Annotated in this window: 13 protein-coding genes and 1 pseudogene; 6 read left to right on the top strand and 8 right to left on the bottom strand. The window is 34.7% G+C overall.

Annotated features, from left to right (window positions below):
• Positions 1–38: 38 nt before the first annotated feature.
• The 6 genes and pseudogenes from D0T56_RS11175 to D0T56_RS11150 form a co-directional block, all read right to left on the bottom strand.
• A pseudogene (locus D0T56_RS11175) lies at positions 39–2123 on the bottom strand (TraG family conjugative transposon ATPase); the annotation flags it as partial.
• Complete coding sequence (locus D0T56_RS11170; protein WP_163320237.1) at positions 2120–2449, bottom strand: DUF4133 domain-containing protein; 330 nt, start codon at positions 2447–2449, stop codon at positions 2120–2122. The gene D0T56_RS11170 and the pseudogene D0T56_RS11175, both read right to left, overlap by 4 nt.
• Positions 2450–2460: 11 nt before the next feature.
• Entirely contained in the window at positions 2461–2757 is a 297-nt protein-coding gene (locus tag D0T56_RS11165) for a DUF4134 domain-containing protein (RefSeq protein WP_163320236.1), read from the bottom strand.
• Between the two features lie 146 nt (positions 2758–2903).
• A complete protein-coding gene (locus D0T56_RS11160) occupies positions 2904–3560 on the bottom strand; it encodes a hypothetical protein (protein ID WP_163320235.1) in 657 nt (218 codons plus the stop codon).
• On the bottom strand, positions 3554–3970 hold the full coding sequence (locus D0T56_RS11155; protein WP_163320234.1) for a DUF3408 domain-containing protein: 417 nt from the start codon (positions 3968–3970) through the stop codon (positions 3554–3556). Before D0T56_RS11155 ends, D0T56_RS11160 begins: the two co-directional genes overlap by 7 nt.
• Complete coding sequence (locus D0T56_RS11150) at positions 3963–4736, bottom strand: ParA family protein (protein ID WP_163320233.1); 774 nt, start codon at positions 4734–4736, stop codon at positions 3963–3965. Before D0T56_RS11150 ends, D0T56_RS11155 begins: the two co-directional genes overlap by 8 nt.
• Positions 4737–5402: 666 nt before the next feature.
• Here D0T56_RS11150 and mobA point away from each other — a divergent pair.
• From mobA to mobC, 5 genes are all read left to right on the top strand, one after another.
• A complete protein-coding gene (gene mobA, locus D0T56_RS11145) occupies positions 5403–5846 on the top strand; it encodes a conjugal transfer protein MobA (RefSeq protein ID WP_163320232.1) in 444 nt (147 codons plus the stop codon).
• Entirely contained in the window at positions 5831–7096 is a 1266-nt protein-coding gene (gene mobB, locus D0T56_RS11140; RefSeq protein ID WP_163320231.1) for a conjugal transfer protein MobB, read from the top strand. Before mobA ends, mobB begins: the two co-directional genes overlap by 16 nt.
• Positions 7097–7179: 83 nt before the next feature.
• Positions 7180–9318: an AAA family ATPase gene (locus D0T56_RS11135; RefSeq protein WP_163320230.1), complete on the top strand. Its 2139-nt coding sequence runs from the start codon at positions 7180–7182 to the stop codon at positions 9316–9318.
• A complete protein-coding gene (locus tag D0T56_RS11130) occupies positions 9315–10322 on the top strand; it encodes a hypothetical protein (protein WP_163320229.1) in 1008 nt (335 codons plus the stop codon). Before D0T56_RS11135 ends, D0T56_RS11130 begins: the two co-directional genes overlap by 4 nt.
• A 124-nt stretch (positions 10323–10446) precedes the next feature.
• Positions 10447–12447, top strand: coding sequence for a conjugal transfer protein MobC (gene mobC, locus D0T56_RS11125; protein ID WP_163320228.1), 2001 nt, complete (start codon positions 10447–10449; stop codon positions 12445–12447).
• Between the two features lie 40 nt (positions 12448–12487).
• Here mobC and D0T56_RS11120 read toward each other — a convergent pair whose 3' ends face one another.
• Together D0T56_RS11120 and D0T56_RS11115 are read right to left on the bottom strand one after the other, a co-directional pair.
• Positions 12488–14692 carry a DEAD/DEAH box helicase gene (locus D0T56_RS11120; RefSeq protein ID WP_163320227.1) on the bottom strand — a complete coding sequence of 735 codons (2205 nt, stop codon included), beginning with the start codon at positions 14690–14692 and terminating at the stop codon, positions 12488–12490.
• Positions 14685–15722, bottom strand: a complete 1038-nt coding sequence (locus tag D0T56_RS11115; protein ID WP_163320226.1) for a DUF1837 domain-containing protein — start codon at positions 15720–15722, stop codon at positions 14685–14687. Before D0T56_RS11115 ends, D0T56_RS11120 begins: the two co-directional genes overlap by 8 nt.
• 273 nt (positions 15723–15995) lie before the next feature.
• Between D0T56_RS11115 and D0T56_RS11110 the strand changes: the two genes are divergently transcribed.
• Positions 15996–17387, top strand: a complete 1392-nt coding sequence (locus D0T56_RS11110; protein ID WP_163320225.1) for a DUF3945 domain-containing protein — start codon at positions 15996–15998, stop codon at positions 17385–17387.
• Positions 17388–17414: the final 27 nt, after the last annotated feature.

Below are 17414 nucleotides of genomic sequence, written 5' to 3'. Positions count from 1 at the left end.
TACTTAATCCCTTGCTAATGGGACGTTTACTAAGCAGCTTTTACGGGCGCACACAAATATTTAATATAATCCGCCATACCTTCTTTGGCAATAGCTTTCCAAGCCTCCTCAATTAATATCATTTTTCGGATACCTTTTAGTCTTCTCATCTTATTGATAAAGGTTTCCATAATGATGATTGTAACTATCGGAAAGAGGATTTTATGATCTTTTATGGCATCGATTTCGAAGACTATAAAACGTTTATTCAGCAAATCCAACTGCTTGTCCGAGTTCAGTAAAAAGTCATATTCGCCCCCTCTGTAATAGGGTTCAAGCACATTGAGAAAGTTGGCAATATCGAAATCTTTCTCACGCACCTTTTTTGCATCGAGAATTGCTACATAATCCGTTTGCACAAACTCGTAGAAGGTATTGAACGAAGGAACTACCAACTTATCATATTTGAGCCGATCAATATACAAACTGACTGCATTGGACAATGCCACTTCTTCGGCACGGCTTGGCGGTTCGTTATCCCGCTTCCATAGCGTAAGGATCAATGTTTTGACAGACTCTCGTTTCTCAATGTCAAACACGCCATCATCGGTATAAAACGGGTTAAAAGCAATCGGATTTTGCTCTGTATATGTGAAGTAAACACCATCTTTTCCTTTGGTCTTGCGATTAATCATTTCGCACAATCCCTGATAAGAATTACCTGTGTCTACCAACAAAACGTGCGTTCCCTGCTCAAAATACTGCCTGACCATGTGATTAGTAAAGAAAGATTTACCACTACCCGATGGACCAAGTATAAACTTGTTTCGATTCGTGATTATTCCTTTCTTCATGGGCAAGTCTGATATATCCACATGGAGCGGTTTACCTGTTACCCGATCTACCATCTTGATTCCGAAAGGCGATGGCGAAGACTTGTAGTTCGTCTCAGCTACAAAGAAACACAGAGCCTGCTCTATGAATGTGTAGAAACTTTCTTCACTCGGAAAATCACCTTGATTACCCGGAATGCCAGCCCAAAATAAGGTCGCTGTATCTATTGTATTGTGTCGTGGCTTACATTCCATAAGAGCCAACTGACTACCCACATCATTTTTGATACGCTTCATTTCTTCATAATCATCCGACCATGCCATTACATTACAATGACAACGGATAGAAGTCAAACCAAAGCTGTGAGCTTCGTTCAGATATTCTTCAATCCACGATTTATTGATCTGATTGGAACGGCTATACTTCGACAGTGAGTGCATATTACGTGCCTGCTTCTCAAATTGTTTCAGGTTTTCGGTATGGTCATCAATAAAAATCCACTGATTGTAGATATGATTACAAGTTAGCAATACACCCACGGGAGCCGCAAAAGATAATCGACAATCACTTCTATCTGTTGATAATCGCTCATAGCGAATATCCGTTTCTACCTTACTTGGCAAATCTTCTGCATCTGACAGCGTATGCAGACACAAATATTTATCGCCAATTTTCATTTCTCCTGCCCCGAGTGACATATCTTGCAGACAGGTAGTATCTTCCTGTGATAGAGAAAAATACTTTTCTACAATGCCTGCTTCGTTTTCCGTACCTACAATTTCGTCAGTAGTAAGTCGAGTCAGTTTGATAAATCCCGAATCGTTGATAATGCGTTCAAACTGTTCGACACTTTCCAAGAATTTCAGACTTGTTTCCTTATCTTGAATTTCTTTGGGAACCATAAAACCACGAGTCAAAGCATTGAAGTTGCTTTGCTGTTTGGCCCTATCCTTTGTCGTTTTTGTCAGGAATAAATAACTGGTATGGTTCAGATATGGACGCTCATTGAAATGGCGTTCAAAACTACGAGATAAGAAACTCATATCTTCTTTTTGAGTCTCAGCCTGATAATCTTCCTGTATAAACCAATCTTGTTTCAACAACACCGAATAGTTAGGCAACACCTTAATAGCTTTGAGCCACGATGCGTGCATAGCTTCATATTCGGGCGATGTTACTGTAAACAACTCGGGAAGTTCCACTTTGTAGACAATTGTAATATCGGCATCTTTGCTGATGATACAATCGTGTTCTACCGCCAATAAAGGAAACTTATTTTCGAGTGTTGCTGCTTTTAGTACATTTCTCATTTGTTCTTCTTTTTTATTCGAGTGAATAATCTCTGTATCCGTAAGCGATTGATAATGTACTTGGGATGATTGGCTGTGGCTTGCATTTTCATCAAGCCATGTTCTCCGTATTTATCATTCAGATAGAATGTTCCCCAGACTAATGTTCCAGCCGTTACCACACCAAAACCGATACAAATCATTTGATCGATACCAATCATATACATAATCACAAAGACCACAAATACAGCTAATAGTCCTCCTGCGAAAATAAATAGGTATTGAGACTTCAAACCCTTAAACTCCGCAGGCTTTCCAATCCCTTTGTTGATGGAATATTCTGCCATAATCAATCTGATTATAAGAAGAATGAACGAAGAATAGTAGCTGCAACTATCAAGAAGATACATGCACCAAACCATGAGGCCGCTGTTTTAGAGGTGTCGGGATCTCCACTCGAAAATTTGCTATATACTTTTACTCCACCGATGAGTCCTACGACTGCACCGATAGCGTAAATAAGTTTGGTGGCAGGATCGAAATAAGATGTCACCATATTGGTAGCATCTGTGATACCTTGCATACCGTTTCCTTGTGCGAATAGTGAAGTGCCAGTTGCCAGTATTGCAAATAGAAATAATAGTTTTTTACTCATAAAATTAATTTGAAAAGCTATGGGGATTGGATAGTTCCCCATAGCGGGTTAGACTTGTTAATTTGGAAATTAGTGGACGATCTCAGACCATTTCGTTTTTACTACTTCTGCATAGGCTACCTCCTTTCTTTATTCTGGTTATATGATTAGAAATAATCATTGGCATTAAAATTTTTATATTCCTCCGACTCATTTAGATGAGAAGTGAGACCTGATTCAACATACCCTGCATTTTCTTCTGCGTGTTGTTGAAGACGGAGTCCGATGAGTGATGTGATTCTGACAGACAATTCTCCTTTTGCAGAAACCATCTTGTCTACCAGTTCAGTGTTGCGATTATCATACAAAACCTTTCCTGCCTTTTGCTCCTCTTCTTTGGATGCAGTCTTGCTATTTATAACCCCAACGGTATTCATCATTACATCGTAGTCCATCCCTCCGGCAGTATAAACCTCTTCCCCTGTGTATACAGCAATATCCTCCTGTTCATCAACTACTGTTTCGGTGGGGTCGGCATCTATGACCAAATCCTTTGGTTCAGGCTCACTTTCATCCTTTGACGAGTCAAATATATGTCCTTTTTCTTCTTCATTATCAGTTTCTAAGCAACTGTCATTCAATGTCATCATTTGTCTGATGTCGGGCATACTTTTACCTACTCGCCCGACTCGTTTTCCCTTCTTTTCAGATTTTCCTTCGTCCTTTTTAAAAGAAGTTGTGTTCTTTCGAATGGATATCTTATATTCCGATAGTTTTATCAGGATAATTGTAATGACACACCCTATAATTATAGATTCTACCATAGTTCTAAGTCAATTAAATCATCTTTCTCATTTCGGTTCAAAGTATTTATCTCCTCTTTGTATTTTTCTAAATGATGTTTGAGTACATTGTCTATATAACCACCCACAGAGGCATCGTCATCTGCTATACGTTTGATTATCAGTTTAACTTTTTCGTGTACTAACTGGCTGACATAGATGCTTTTTCTCTCACGGATTTCATTGCGGCACAAGAAAGTGGTAGCGTAATCTTCGGGATTATTATTACTTCGCTTGCTCCGTCTATTGATGGGTGGTTCTTTTGCCTTTTGAGGTTCAACGCTTTCAACCTTTTCTTCTTTCTCAATCGATACTTTTCCTTCTTTTTTATCTCCGATAGATGCCAGTAGAAAATCTTCGTCGATTTCAGTTTCATTCTCTTTTTTAGCCATTATCACCTCCTTTTACAATTGCGATAAATTCGTTTGCTACCTCATCCAAGTTACTGCCCTTGATTAGTCGCTTGTCGGCCGGCAACAGCGTAGAACGGAAAATCGGTTTGTGTTCTGTGGTTATCTCATGACGAAATTTTTTAGTGTCGGGCAAATAGGATTTCATTACTTGCAATCCCAATTCGGCGATAACTTGTTCATACACATCGTACAGATGATTACTTTCCCTTGCATCGACCAAGTTCCAAAGCAGATACAGACTTTTGATATTTCCTTTTCCTGTGGTTATAATCTGCTCATTGATAAGTCCTGCATATTCCAAGGAACTTTCCAGAACCATACGATCAGCAGTTATAGGGGTGAAAATATAATCCATCTGAGCAAGGGTGGTCAATACACCTTTCGTATTCATCGTGCCGGGCAAGTCGAAAAAGATAATGTCCAAAGGAGTCTCCGATTCTCGGATAATCTTTTCTGCTGTTTCAATCGCTTCGGGTGCTCGGCTTACCTCAATGGGATAAGCTCTTTTGTTCAGGCTTTTACTCTGTTTGTAGAAAAGTGATTTGTAATAGGAATCTTCGATAACAGCTTTCTTGTCTCGCAGTCGCATACCGTTGAGACTATATTGTGGATAATCACAATCAACGACCGCCACATTGTAGCCCTGCGAGTAATGGAGATAACTGGATAATAATACGGTCAAAGCTGTTTTCCCGATTCCTCCCTTTTGGGTAGAAACTGAGACAAATAATGTTTTCTCTTTCATACAATACTGTTTTAATTAAGTAATTCAACCATTTGTTAATTCTATCAATCAAGAGTTAGCTATAGCATTCTTTCATGTATTATATCACTCATTGGTGTATGATATAATTCAATCGTGCTCTAATGTTCTAATGAATTAGTGAAAGCATGACACCATGAATTCATGAGTTAGTTCATTCAGTAAATAACACATTATTGACTTGACACATTCATAAATTAGTGCGGTCAAGAATTAATGATATAGTTCAATATCTAACGAAAAACCTCAATAATGAAAGAATGATTGAACGAGTCAGTTCGCTAACTCAATGATTAATTCACACAAAACAACATAGAAATCAGGTAGCTTTATTGCCTTTTAAATTAACTGTCATCTAATGACATCTGCTGTCATCATTTGTCCGATAAGTCTATGATAACCTTTCGATTAATGGACTCTACCTTTGTAGCGTGATGGTAATCTCTCATTTTCGGGTTGGCTAATATCGTCCCGAAATTAGCTTTTATGGCAATCCATTAAAAGATGGATTTTAGTATTCGTCAGAATACAGCAAGGTATGTTTTGAAGCACTCGAAATAAATTTCCGTGCCTCAAAAACCCTTGCCCCTTACAGGGGAGAAAATCACTCCGAAGTCGTAATTTTATTTACTAATCTTTTATGTAGTTATGAATCCAAGCAATGAATCTAAAAGGCGAAAAGGTGGGAGAAATCCCAAAGATGATCCTGCGAAGCATCGTTATGTTATTTATCTGAATAGTGTTGACAATGCTCGTTTCTTATCCCTGTTTGAGCAGTCGGGAATGAATATCAAAGCTCATTTCATTAGTTCTTGTATTTTCAATAAACCAGTAAAAGTGGTTAAGATCGACAAGGGTGTGCAGGATTATTATATGCGGATGACAACCTTTTTCGGTCAATATCGTGCTATCGGAACAAATTATAATCAGGTAGTGAAAGCATTAAAATCGAATTTTGCAGAGAAAAAAGCATTGGCTTTTCTCTATAAATTAGAAAAAGCCACTCTTGAATTGGTGGCTTTACAAAAAGAAATGATGCTGCTAACGGAAGAATTTGAACAGAAGTATGGACACTTATGGTTGCAAAAATAGGTAAGGGAAGTTCCTTGCATGGTGCTTTATCTTACAATCAGGAGAAGATAAAAGAGGAACAGGCGAAGGTGCTTTTCAGTAATCGTGTGATGCTGAATCGGGATGGTTCTGTGAATATGTATCTGGCGAATCAATCATTTACCCCTTATTTGGATGCAAATAAAAATACAGAAAAGCCGGTATTGCACATATCTATCAATCCCCATCCCGATGATGTGGTATCAGATGATATGTACAGTGAGATTGCCCAAACCTATATGCAAAAAATGGGTTTAGGCGATCAGCCTTATATTGTGTATAAACATGAAGATTTGGATAGACAGCACATTCATATCGTAACGGTAAACATAGATGAGAATGGGAAGAAAATCGGAGATTCCAATAACTTTTACCAATCGAAGAAAATCACTCGGGAATTGGAGAAAACCTATAATCTACATACTGCTGAAAAGAAAAAGCAATCCGAAGATTTACCCACACTCAAACGTATAGATTACCAATCAGGTAATGTAAAAAAGCAGATAACCAATACAGCCAAAGCACTTATCAAAGGTTATCGTTTCCAATCGGTCAATGAGTATCGGGCTTTACTTTCACTCTATGGAGTTACAGTAGAGGAAGTAAAGGGAAAGATAAAAGGTAAATCTTACAATGGGTTGGTCTATTCGGCAACAGATGTCAATGGCGAGAAAGTCGGTAATCCAATCAAAGCTTCTGCAATGGGTAAAAGTGTTGGCTATGATGCTCTGCAAAATAGATTGGAGTATTCAGTCAAATATATGAAAGAGAATAAGGTATTTGATTCGCCTAAATTGGTTGTCCGTTCTGCAATAGATAAATATATAGATAAACAGGCTTTTCTGAATGACCTAGCTAAAAACAATATCAATGTTGTGTTTCGAAAAAATACCGAAGGCCGTATTTATGGTACAACTTTTATAGATCATCAGAATAAAACAGTATTCAATGGTTCCAAGCTGGGTAAGGAGTTCTCGGCAAATATATTCGATGAGTTGTTTATAGATGACCAGCAAAGTGAGAAACAACAGGCTACTCTGGCATTTTTCGATAAAACCGCTTTCTCTAATATGCAAAAAGATAACTTTATGAAGAATGCCGAATATAATAATGAACAGGATAATTCTACTCTGGGACTTGCTTTATTGGAGCAGCACGGAATTGATTATGAGGAAGAAGCCTTTACCCATAGGATGAAAGTGGAGGAGAAGAGACGCAGAAGGGGTTTATAATCTACTTCAGATAAAAATGAACTTTAAATCTTTTTTTGTAAGTTTGGTTTACTTAATAATACCAAAACTAATACCGCTAAACTATGACGGACAAACTTTCTGATATACTTAATAATATAAATGTTGCTAGAGATGAATTTAGAATAATAGCAATTCGTTTGTTGCCAAACACCGCAGATTCCATTAAAAAAAACCTACAAGATAGTCGTGAAACTATTGATTCTTGGTATTTCTTCTATAATAACTTCAAAATTACCTCAGATGGAGTCATTAAAGAAACCACAGATATAGTGGATAAAATACCACAGAACATGTATCTTCCCAATGCGGGTCTAAATAGTTCTTCGAATCCAAAGGTAAATATAAGTGCAATAGTGGGAATGAATGGAGATGGTAAAAGTGCAATTATAGAGCTTTTAATCAGAATAATGAATAATTTAACCAGACTCACTTTCAAATCTCCAATTGTCTCATTTATTGATAACCTTAATGCAGAGTTAGTCTATAGCATTGGAAATACTTTCTTCACTTTATCTATTAAGGACGAACATGTTAATATAAGTGTTCAACAAGATGAAGAGATTATAGGGGGCTTGTCAAAAGTAGAATTATCCTCTATAGATTTAGTTAGCAAGATTGGCTTTTATTCATTGATTGTAAACTACTCTCAATACGCATATAATTCAAATGATTTTGTAAATGAAAATAATGCAAATACCCAAGAAGGATGTTGGATAAGTAAATTGTTTCACAAAAATGATGCCTATCAAACGCCTATTGTGTTAAATCCTTATCGTGATGAAGGTGTTGTAGAGATCAATAACGAAAATAGTTTAGCAAGAACAAGATTAATTTCATTAATTCTAACTCCGAAAAAAGAATCTCTCAGTTCTTTTAAAAGAATAAACAACAAACAAGAAGTGAACAACTTGATGATAGCATATCGTAGTCCATCCAAATATGATGAAGAAGTTGAAAAGTGGAGAGTTAGAGATTTACAACGAGAAAAAGATAGCCAATATTTCACAAGAGCCTCTTTTGAAAATATTACAGGAGATTTAGAAGCCTATTGGAAAGTTCGCATCAATAAAATAAGCAAAATATACTCTAATAATAAGCAACAAGAAAACTCTATTGAAGACATAGAAAGAGCATATCAATATTTAGTTTATAAGACCATATCTATTTCCTGCAAATATGAAAAGTTTAAGAAAATAATTTATATAGATTCTTCGAATAAGAACCTTAATGATGAAACTTACTCAAAGCCTTTCAATGAGCTAATCAATGCAATCTGGGAAGATGGAAGTCATATAACTTTGAAGATTAGGCAAACAATCGCTTTTATTTTATTTCAACATCTATCTATAAGTAAAATTATAGCACCCGATACTAGCATAAATTATATTTCCAGCCAAATTCAAAATTGCTATGAAATATTGGGAAAGCAAGAATATAGGCGAACAACAAAATACACATGGGAGTTAATAGACTTAATACCACCACCATTTCTTGATATGGAGATTTTCTTGCGAAAAACTGAAGGAAATGATAATAATAAACCTTTTCCGTTCTCTTCTCTTAGTTCCGGCGAAAAACAACAAGTATATTCATTAAGTTCAATACTATATCATCTTCGAAACTTAAACTCTGTAGAGGGAGATGGAAGTCTCATAAAATATTCTTATATCAATATTATACTTGAAGAAATTGAGTTGTATTTTCACCCGGAAATGCAGCGTCAATATATTTATCATCTCTTAGAGTCAATAAAAAGTATTGATCTGAAAAATATTAAAGCTGTTAATATTTTATTTGTGACCCATTCACCTTTTATTCTTTCTGATATACCTAAAACTAATATCCTAAGGTTAAAAGATGGAAGACCATACACAACCAAGTTTGAACAAACATTTGGTGCAAATATCAGTGAGCTTCTTGCGAATGATTTCTTTATGGAGAATAGTTTCATGGGAGAATTTGTAAGGAATAGAATTATATCTCTTCTCAATTTTTTTAATAGTGACGAAGCTGATTTAAACCAAATAATAGAAGAATATTGGGATGAAAATACAAGTGAGCAATTTATAAATTTGATTGGAGAACCTCTTGTGAAAGACCGATTATTAGCTTTGCATAGAGAGAAATACCCTAGAAGTAAAGAATATATACAAGAACAAATTAAGAAGTTACAAAATGAACTAAAACAAAAAGAGCTATGAGGCAGATATATGTGAATGGTGCATTGAAGAGGCAAGCTGAGAATTTTAGTAAAACAATATTTAGTAGGAGGAGAAAAGATTTTATTCATCCAAAGGCTCAATTACAAGCATTACATGATAAGTTGAAAATAAGAAAGCATGCTAAATATAGAACATATATTCAAAAGATAATTAATGAATATGAGCCCATTTTAGCTGCAACTCCACAAGAAATGAAAACCAAAATTGCAGAATTTGAAAAAATAGTACCGAGTAAAGATGTCTTAAGAAAAATTGCGAGTCGTAAATATTCCTTTTATGAACAAGTGGTACAAGCCATGAGATATGAAGACTTGCGAGATGTAGAGTTCTTAGAAGAAGTAAAACAATTAAATATCAAAACATGTGTCTATTGTAATGCTCAATTAACCGTTGTTGTTGATGTTAGATCTAAATATGGAAAGAAAAGTAAAAAGCCTATCAGTCTCGGCAAATTTGATTTAGACCACTTTTATGCGAAGTCAACATATCCTTTTTTGTGTACTACTTTTTTTAATTTATATCCATCATGTCCTTCATGTAATCGTGCCAAAAGTAGTAAAGTTGCATTATTTCAGTTATATACCGAAGACAAATCAGCAAATTTAGATGTTCTCAATTTTAAAGTTGATAATCAATCTATTATTGACTACTGGATTTCACGAGACTCACAGCAACTCAAAGTTGACTTAAGGCCATCATTAGGTAATTTAAAGTTATATAAGAATCATAATGAGTTATTTAGAATACAAGAAATCTACAATACACAATTAGATATTGCTGAAGAATTAGTACATAAGGCAAAAATTTATTCTCCTGCGTATAAAAAACAATTAATAAACGCTTTTGGTAAACATAGTATTTTCCCTGATATATCAATGATTAACCGATTAATAGTAGGAAACTATACAAAGCCAGAAGATGTTCATAAACGCCCAATGTGTTTATATATGCAAAATCTAGCGAAACAATTAGGCTTATTATGAAGCTGACTAATAAGATAACTATTTACATCTCTAAAAAACAAATGTCCATTATTGGCTGTAAAATGTCTCATCGTCATATTGTAATAGATCATATTTTTGAGCAAGAAATTCAAAAATAAGAAATATGCAAAACGAGGATGATTTGAGAGGACTCGCCAAAGTAATGGAATTTATGCGAGCCATTAGTATTTTATTTGTGGTAATCCATATTTATTGGTTTTGTTACCAAGCAATATTGGATGGTGGAATTAACATTGGTGTAGTAGATAAAATACTACTCAATTTTCAGAATACGGCAGGATTGTTTTCACATATCCTTTGGACAAAGCTGTTTGCAGTAGTATTTCTGGCACTATCCTGTTTGGGGACGAAAGGTGTAAAAGAAGAGAAAATAACATGGAATAAAATATATGTGTTCCTGTTCTTCGGGTTTATCTTTTTCTTTCTCAATTGGTGGATATTGGCTTTGCCTCTACCATTAGTAGCTAATACAGCTTTGTATATATTTACAATGACAATCGGCTATATTCTATTGTTAATGGGTGGATTGTGGATGAGTAGATTGTTGAAAACGAATCTGATGGATGATGTTTTCAATATGGAGAATGAAAGTTTTATGCAGGAAACGCAGCTCATGGAGAATGAATATTCTGTTAATCTGCCTACATTATTTCAGTATCAGAAGAAACAGCACAAAGGTTGGATCAATGTAGTCAATCCATTTCGAGCAACTATTGTATTGGGAACTCCCGGTAGTGGTAAATCATTTGCAGTAGTCAATAATTATATAGATCAGCAGATTAGCAAAGGCTTTGCCCTATATTGTTATGATTTCAAATATCCCGACCTATCGACGATTGCCTACAATAAGATGTTGCAGCATGCAGACAGATATGATGTTGATCCTCAATTTTACGTTATCAATTTCGATAATCCCGAGCGTAGCCACCGATGTAATCCTATTGCTCCCGAATTTATGACCGACATCTCTGATGCCTATGAATCAGCCTATACGATTATGTTGAACCTCAATAAAACATGGATACAGAAGCAGGGCGACTTCTTTGTGGAGTCTCCGATTATTCTACTCGCTGCGATTATTTGGTATCTCAAATTATACGATAGTGGTAAATATTGTACATTTCCTCATGCGATTGAGTTTCTGAACAAACCATACAAGGAGATATTTCCAATTCTTACATCCTACGCACAGTTGGAAAACTACCTTTCCCCTTTCATGGATGCATGGCATGGAAATGCCCAAGAGCAGTTGCAGGGACAGATTGCCAGTGCAAAGATTCCACTATCAAGAATGATCTCTCCACAGCTATATTGGGTAATGTCAGGCAATGATTTTACATTGGATATCAATAATCCCGATGCACCTAAAATATTATGTGTGGGTAATAATCCTGATAGACAGAATATTTATGGGGCAGCTTTAGGTTTATATAATTCTCGTATTGTAAAGCTAATCAATAAGAAAGGCTTGTTAAAATCGTCTGTTATTATTGATGAGTTGCCGACTATCTATTTTCGTGGGTTGGATAATTTGATAGCAACTGCCCGAAGTAACAAAGTGGCCGTTTGTCTGGGCTTTCAGGATATATCACAATTAACTCGTGACTATGGACGTGAAGAAGCTGATGTTGTAATGAATACTGTTGGCAACATTTTCTCAGGACAGGTAGTTGGAGATACAGCAAAGAATCTTTCGGATCGATTTGGCAAAGTTTTACAGAAGCGACAATCTATGACGATTAATAAGCAAGATAAATCAACGACTATCAATACGCAGTTGGACTCCTTAATTCCTGCATCTAAAATTTCAACACTTACTCAGGGTATGTTTGTAGGTTCTGTCTCGGACAACTTTGATGAGCGGATTGAGCAGAAGATGTTTCATGCTCAAATTGTTGTGGATACTGATAAGGTTTCTGCCGAAACCAAGAAATTCAAAGAAATCCCTGTTGTTATGGATTTTCAAGAGGTTTATGATAAACCAATGAATGATATTATCGAGAATAATTACTATACCATTAAAAAGGATATAACAAATATTGTTGAGGTTGAAATGGATCGGATTATGAAAGATCCGAAGTTGAGTAAGTTGGTGAAGAAATGATTTGCAATAGTCAAATCTAATCCCAATTCACAAATATTACTCACAAATTTATCAGGAATTTTTCTTTCTCATACATTATTAATTTTTCTGATTCTTGAAGTGATTTGGCCTTTATATAAGTTAACACTTCATCTTGTCCAATCTCTCTTGGAATATATCTTTCTAACTTTCTTATAGCACTTGTTGGAATACCATATTCCAAGAGAATGGTTAAGTTCTCAGGAATAAAATCATTTTCGAGAGTATTTGCATAAACCAAATAATTACCCGGCCTTAATTTATTGTCTATACAAACGACTTCTTGTAAGGAAGTCATTACAGATAACCATTTAGGCACTTTATACTGAAACCAATGTTTCATTATTTGAAATATTTTTTGGATAGCTTCATTCAATATATCATAATCTGTTTTACTGGCATTCTTATTATTCTTTTTATCATATTTAAACGTATCATTAATTATGGAATTAATACTTCTCTCTATTCCATAATTAAAAGTCATATATGTTAATCGACTCGCTGTCATCGGCTTAGTCGTTTCTCCTGCAAGGATTAGATTATTCCAAGCAAGAGTAAGGACATACTCTAGTTGTTTATATGTCGGAAAATTAGTCCAAGATAGCAAATTATAATTTTGAGAAATTTCTTCTCTTAAGATAGATAGTATATTCTTTTGGCCGCTAACACTTAATCCATTAAGCTTTATTATTTCTTTTTCTCTTGATGGTATTTTTTGTATTTCTAAAAATTGGTTGGAGTTTTTATTTAATACGTGGTTTTCAGATAATTGTATTAAGACTTCATCCTTGATTGGATTCTGCTGATAAAAGGGTATGTCTATTACAATATCTTCCTTCTTAGGAGGAGGATTGAAATTATATATTTTACCTATATAATGCTCCATCATTCTTCCGGCTCTCCCTTTTATATTCGAATAATCAAAATAATCGACATCATTGGGTCCTTTCTTGTCATCGAAATAAATGATATTTTTGGCACTCGTATTTACGCCTTCTATTATAGTGGATGTACAGAATAGATATTTTATTAATCCGTCATTAAAATAATCAATGATGGAGGTAGTGATATGTTTTTGTAAAGCCCCGTCATGTATTCCAATACCATGCTGTAGGTTCTGAATTAATGACCATTTTGTAGAGACATTTTCTTCAATCCACTCTATCAAAGGAAAATTGACCTTCATTTGAGATATACCTTTTTCTATTAAATAGGTTGTGAATTTAGAGGCTAAAGACCGAACTTTAGGAGGAGCTGAACAATAAATAATGGTTTGTTCTTCATTTAATGATAATAATAAATCAAAGAGAGTTTGTTCTTTAAATTCTTTCTTTTTTCCACTAGCACCAAATTTCCCATCATATTCCTTATAAATATTAAATTCACGTGTATCTACTAAGGAATAATTACACTTGTAAAAAATTGCATTATATTTCGTTGAAAAACCCTCACTAATTTTATCTATGTTTGGTCCAAGTAAGTAAAACTTAGGATTAAATTTTTCTAGAAGATGATAAAATGCATTATTTAAAGACGCAGATCTTTCATCATCTCTTAGTCCACTAAGCTTATAAAATTCATCTATAACAAGAAAATCTATTTTTGGAAAAAATTTATACTCATTTACACGTTCTGCTGTAAATAAATAGATATTTTTTTTTATTGTAGAAGGTTCTTGAGATGTCCTGATAATAAGCTTATATTTATCTTTATACTTTTGCAATTTTCGTCTAGTTTCATCAAGCAAAGCCAATGTTGGTTGTATAATAACAATATTACTATATTTAGTTGAGGCTACTGCTTCTTCAATAAGAAGACTTTTCCCAAAACTGGTGGGTGCACTCACTATAACATTTTTATTGCTATTTAATAAATCCAATAATTTAAATTGCTCCTCATGAAAATATTTTAAAGGCATATATTCAGAAAGATGCATTTCTTTTCTTATTGCTCCTGATAAGTTATTTAAAATAATGGATTGTTTGTTTTTTTCTAAATATGGATAAAAACCTGCAGCCTCAATAAGATCTGTCCATAATTCAATTGTTGGTTGTGGTATCTTGTTCCAATTATTTAGAATGTTAATAACTAATCTATATCCATTTTCATCTTGTTTATTTAAAAGAGAGTTTGCTAACTGAGCATATTTAAAGCTTTCATCAATTGATAAACTTACTCCTTGAATATCTTCTAGAGACTTAATAATAAGGTCAATATTATTATGCATTTTGTTGATTGTATAGTTTTTGATGTAACACTTTAATTAATTCCTTTTTAGAAGGTATAGGGAACAGTATTAGCACTATATTCAGTTTTGATTTTACCAACTCTCCTTTTTCATCGGGAATACTATTCAATTTATTATCTAAGAGCCTTTGAAGTTCTTTTATTTCTTTTTCATATTCAGATTTAAAATCTGGATGGGAATCATCATCAAATTTTTTAAATAATTCTGATTCATATGTGCAAATAAGAGGTACAGTTACAGAATTTATAAAATCTTGCATTTTATGACTTCCTAAACTAACTTTATTTAGAATATCAATCCAGTAATTTTTTTTGTTCAAATAATCAGTAAACTCCTCTTTTGTATTTATATCTGGGTATGATTCGAGTGTTGGATAAGCATCCTTTTTCTTAGATATTAGCATACATTCCCTCTTTAGAAAGTCTTTGCAAAAATGAGATTTTATATCTATTACTAAATCATCAATTCCATGTGCACCAGCTTTTCCTGATTTCCTGTAATATAGTTTTGATTCTCCTAAATATAAAGATGTTTCTTTTGTATTTGATAAGTCTGGCCCAATGTGAACTGAGTCGAATCCATGGACAGTCATTCCATCTGAATCTTTAAAATGAATCTTTGATAGTAATGGAACTGTATTAAAGTAATCCCTAAGAATCAGATGTAATATCAATTCTCCAAATTCTCCTCTTTTTAAGAATTTATCTTCGATCTTCAGCTCTTCATCATCTAGCACAGCATCATTATCAACATATGTTTTTTTAACTTCTGCAAATTCTTTAATATTGTATAACGCTGTTGCAGCCTCCACAAGTGTTCTTCGTTTATATGATCTTAATATACCTGTATGATAGCCAAAAGCAAAATCAACAAGTGAGTCCATCAATATATCAGTAAACTCTGTTAATTGACACGCTCCTAAATCAAAGCCAATATAAAAAGCTCTGAGATTTGTTTCTTCTATTTCTGAAACTAAAATATCATTACTCCCAAATTCTATATGTTTCATTTACTCAAACTATCTGTGATACAATCAATAACAAATATACATTATTTATTTAACAAATCAGACACCACTACTTACCATCTAATATCGATTACCAGAAAGACTACTATGACCTCATAGTTAGTTTTGTATTATTCTTCAAAAATATCTATCCCAGACAAATGATGACACCAGATGCCATCTGATGACAGTTATCTAAATACTAGCTATATACACATCCATTCATTCTAATTTAGTGAAGCATCGCTATTGATGCAACACTAAATTTCAATTATAATGAATGAAAAGGTAAACGACCAAGAAATTCTGTTAGTCACAGAAAAAGACAGTAATGACCTCAAAGCTGTTACAGGTATTAACGAGGGCGGAGCACCTAAAACAACCCAACCTACCAAAGAAAATGAACCCGACTTTTTGAAGATTGATAAGAACTCCGATGCCTTAGAAAACTTCTTTAAAAACTTCCTGAACCAGTACAAAGATCCGACACATTTCCAATTCTTCAAACTACCCTTAGATTCGTTCGACAGTATACTTCCGGTTTTGAAGGAAATGCTGAACGATCCCGAAAGCCCATCCAACAAAGAGCAAATTGACGAGTACAGAGTATTGCCTGAAGCCTTTTCTCCAAAACAATACAAAGCATTGGACGAATCCCGCATCAATTGGGATCAGTTGGCACAATTAGGAATTACCAAAGAAAAGTTAGAAAAATCCGGTAGCCTTGAACCCATGCTCAACTGGCAAAAGTCCCCTGTATTGGTAACCATCAAAACCGAAGCTCTTGGCGAATCGGTATATTCGGATGCCCGCCTTTCGTTTCGGGAAGATTCAGAAGGTAATCTCAAACTGCGTATCCACAACATACGCAATGCTCCCGAACTCAATTATCCGTTTATGGGTGCGACTTTCACACAAGAAGACAAAGATAATCTGCGTCAGACAGGCAATGCAGGACGATTGATAGAAATAGAACCCAAAGAGGGAATGAAGATGCAGGCTTTTGTATCAGTTGACAAATTAACCAATGAATTGGTTGCCCTTCGTGCCGACAAGATAAAAATACCAGACGAATACAAAAGTGTTAAATTGAACGACGAACAAAAAAAAGACCTTGCTGAAGGAAAGGGAGTGTTTCTGGAAAATATGAAATCGAAAAAAGATACTTTGTTCAGTGCTACCATCCAGATAAATGCGGATAGACGTGGTTTAGAAGTCCTTTTCAATAATAATCCGAAACAGAGCCAGTCTCAGAGTCAATTGGAGAGACAACGTGAAGCTCCGAAAACCTTTCGTAAGAAAGAACTGACCGAAGACCAACATACCAGTCTCAATGAAGGAAAAACGATCTATGTAAGCGGACTTACCGATAGGAATGGTAAAAACTATAATGGCTACATTACTTGGAAACCCGAGGATGGTAAAACCGATTTTATGTTTCCGGGAGACTACAAGAAAGCTTTGGAGCAAGGGCTTGTCAAACCCGATGACAGGCACAAAGTACAAGTTGCCGTTAATTCGGAAGGAAGTATAAATGAAGCTACCAAGAAAGTAAAAGAGCCATTGGAACAAGGACAAACTACCCCTACTGAAAAACAAAAAGAGAAGCAAGAGAATAAGCAAGAGCAAGATGATTCTCAACAGCAATCCCGAGAAGTAAGAAGATAAATATAAATCCCTATATTTACCACTGAT

Origin of the sequence: Dysgonomonas sp. 520 (assembly GCF_010501095.1) — a bacterium.
Taxonomy (GTDB): Bacteria; Bacteroidota; Bacteroidia; order Bacteroidales; family Dysgonomonadaceae; genus QVMP01.
The sequence above is the reverse complement of the archived record's forward strand: the minus strand, read 5'-3'. Positions and strand labels throughout refer to the sequence as shown.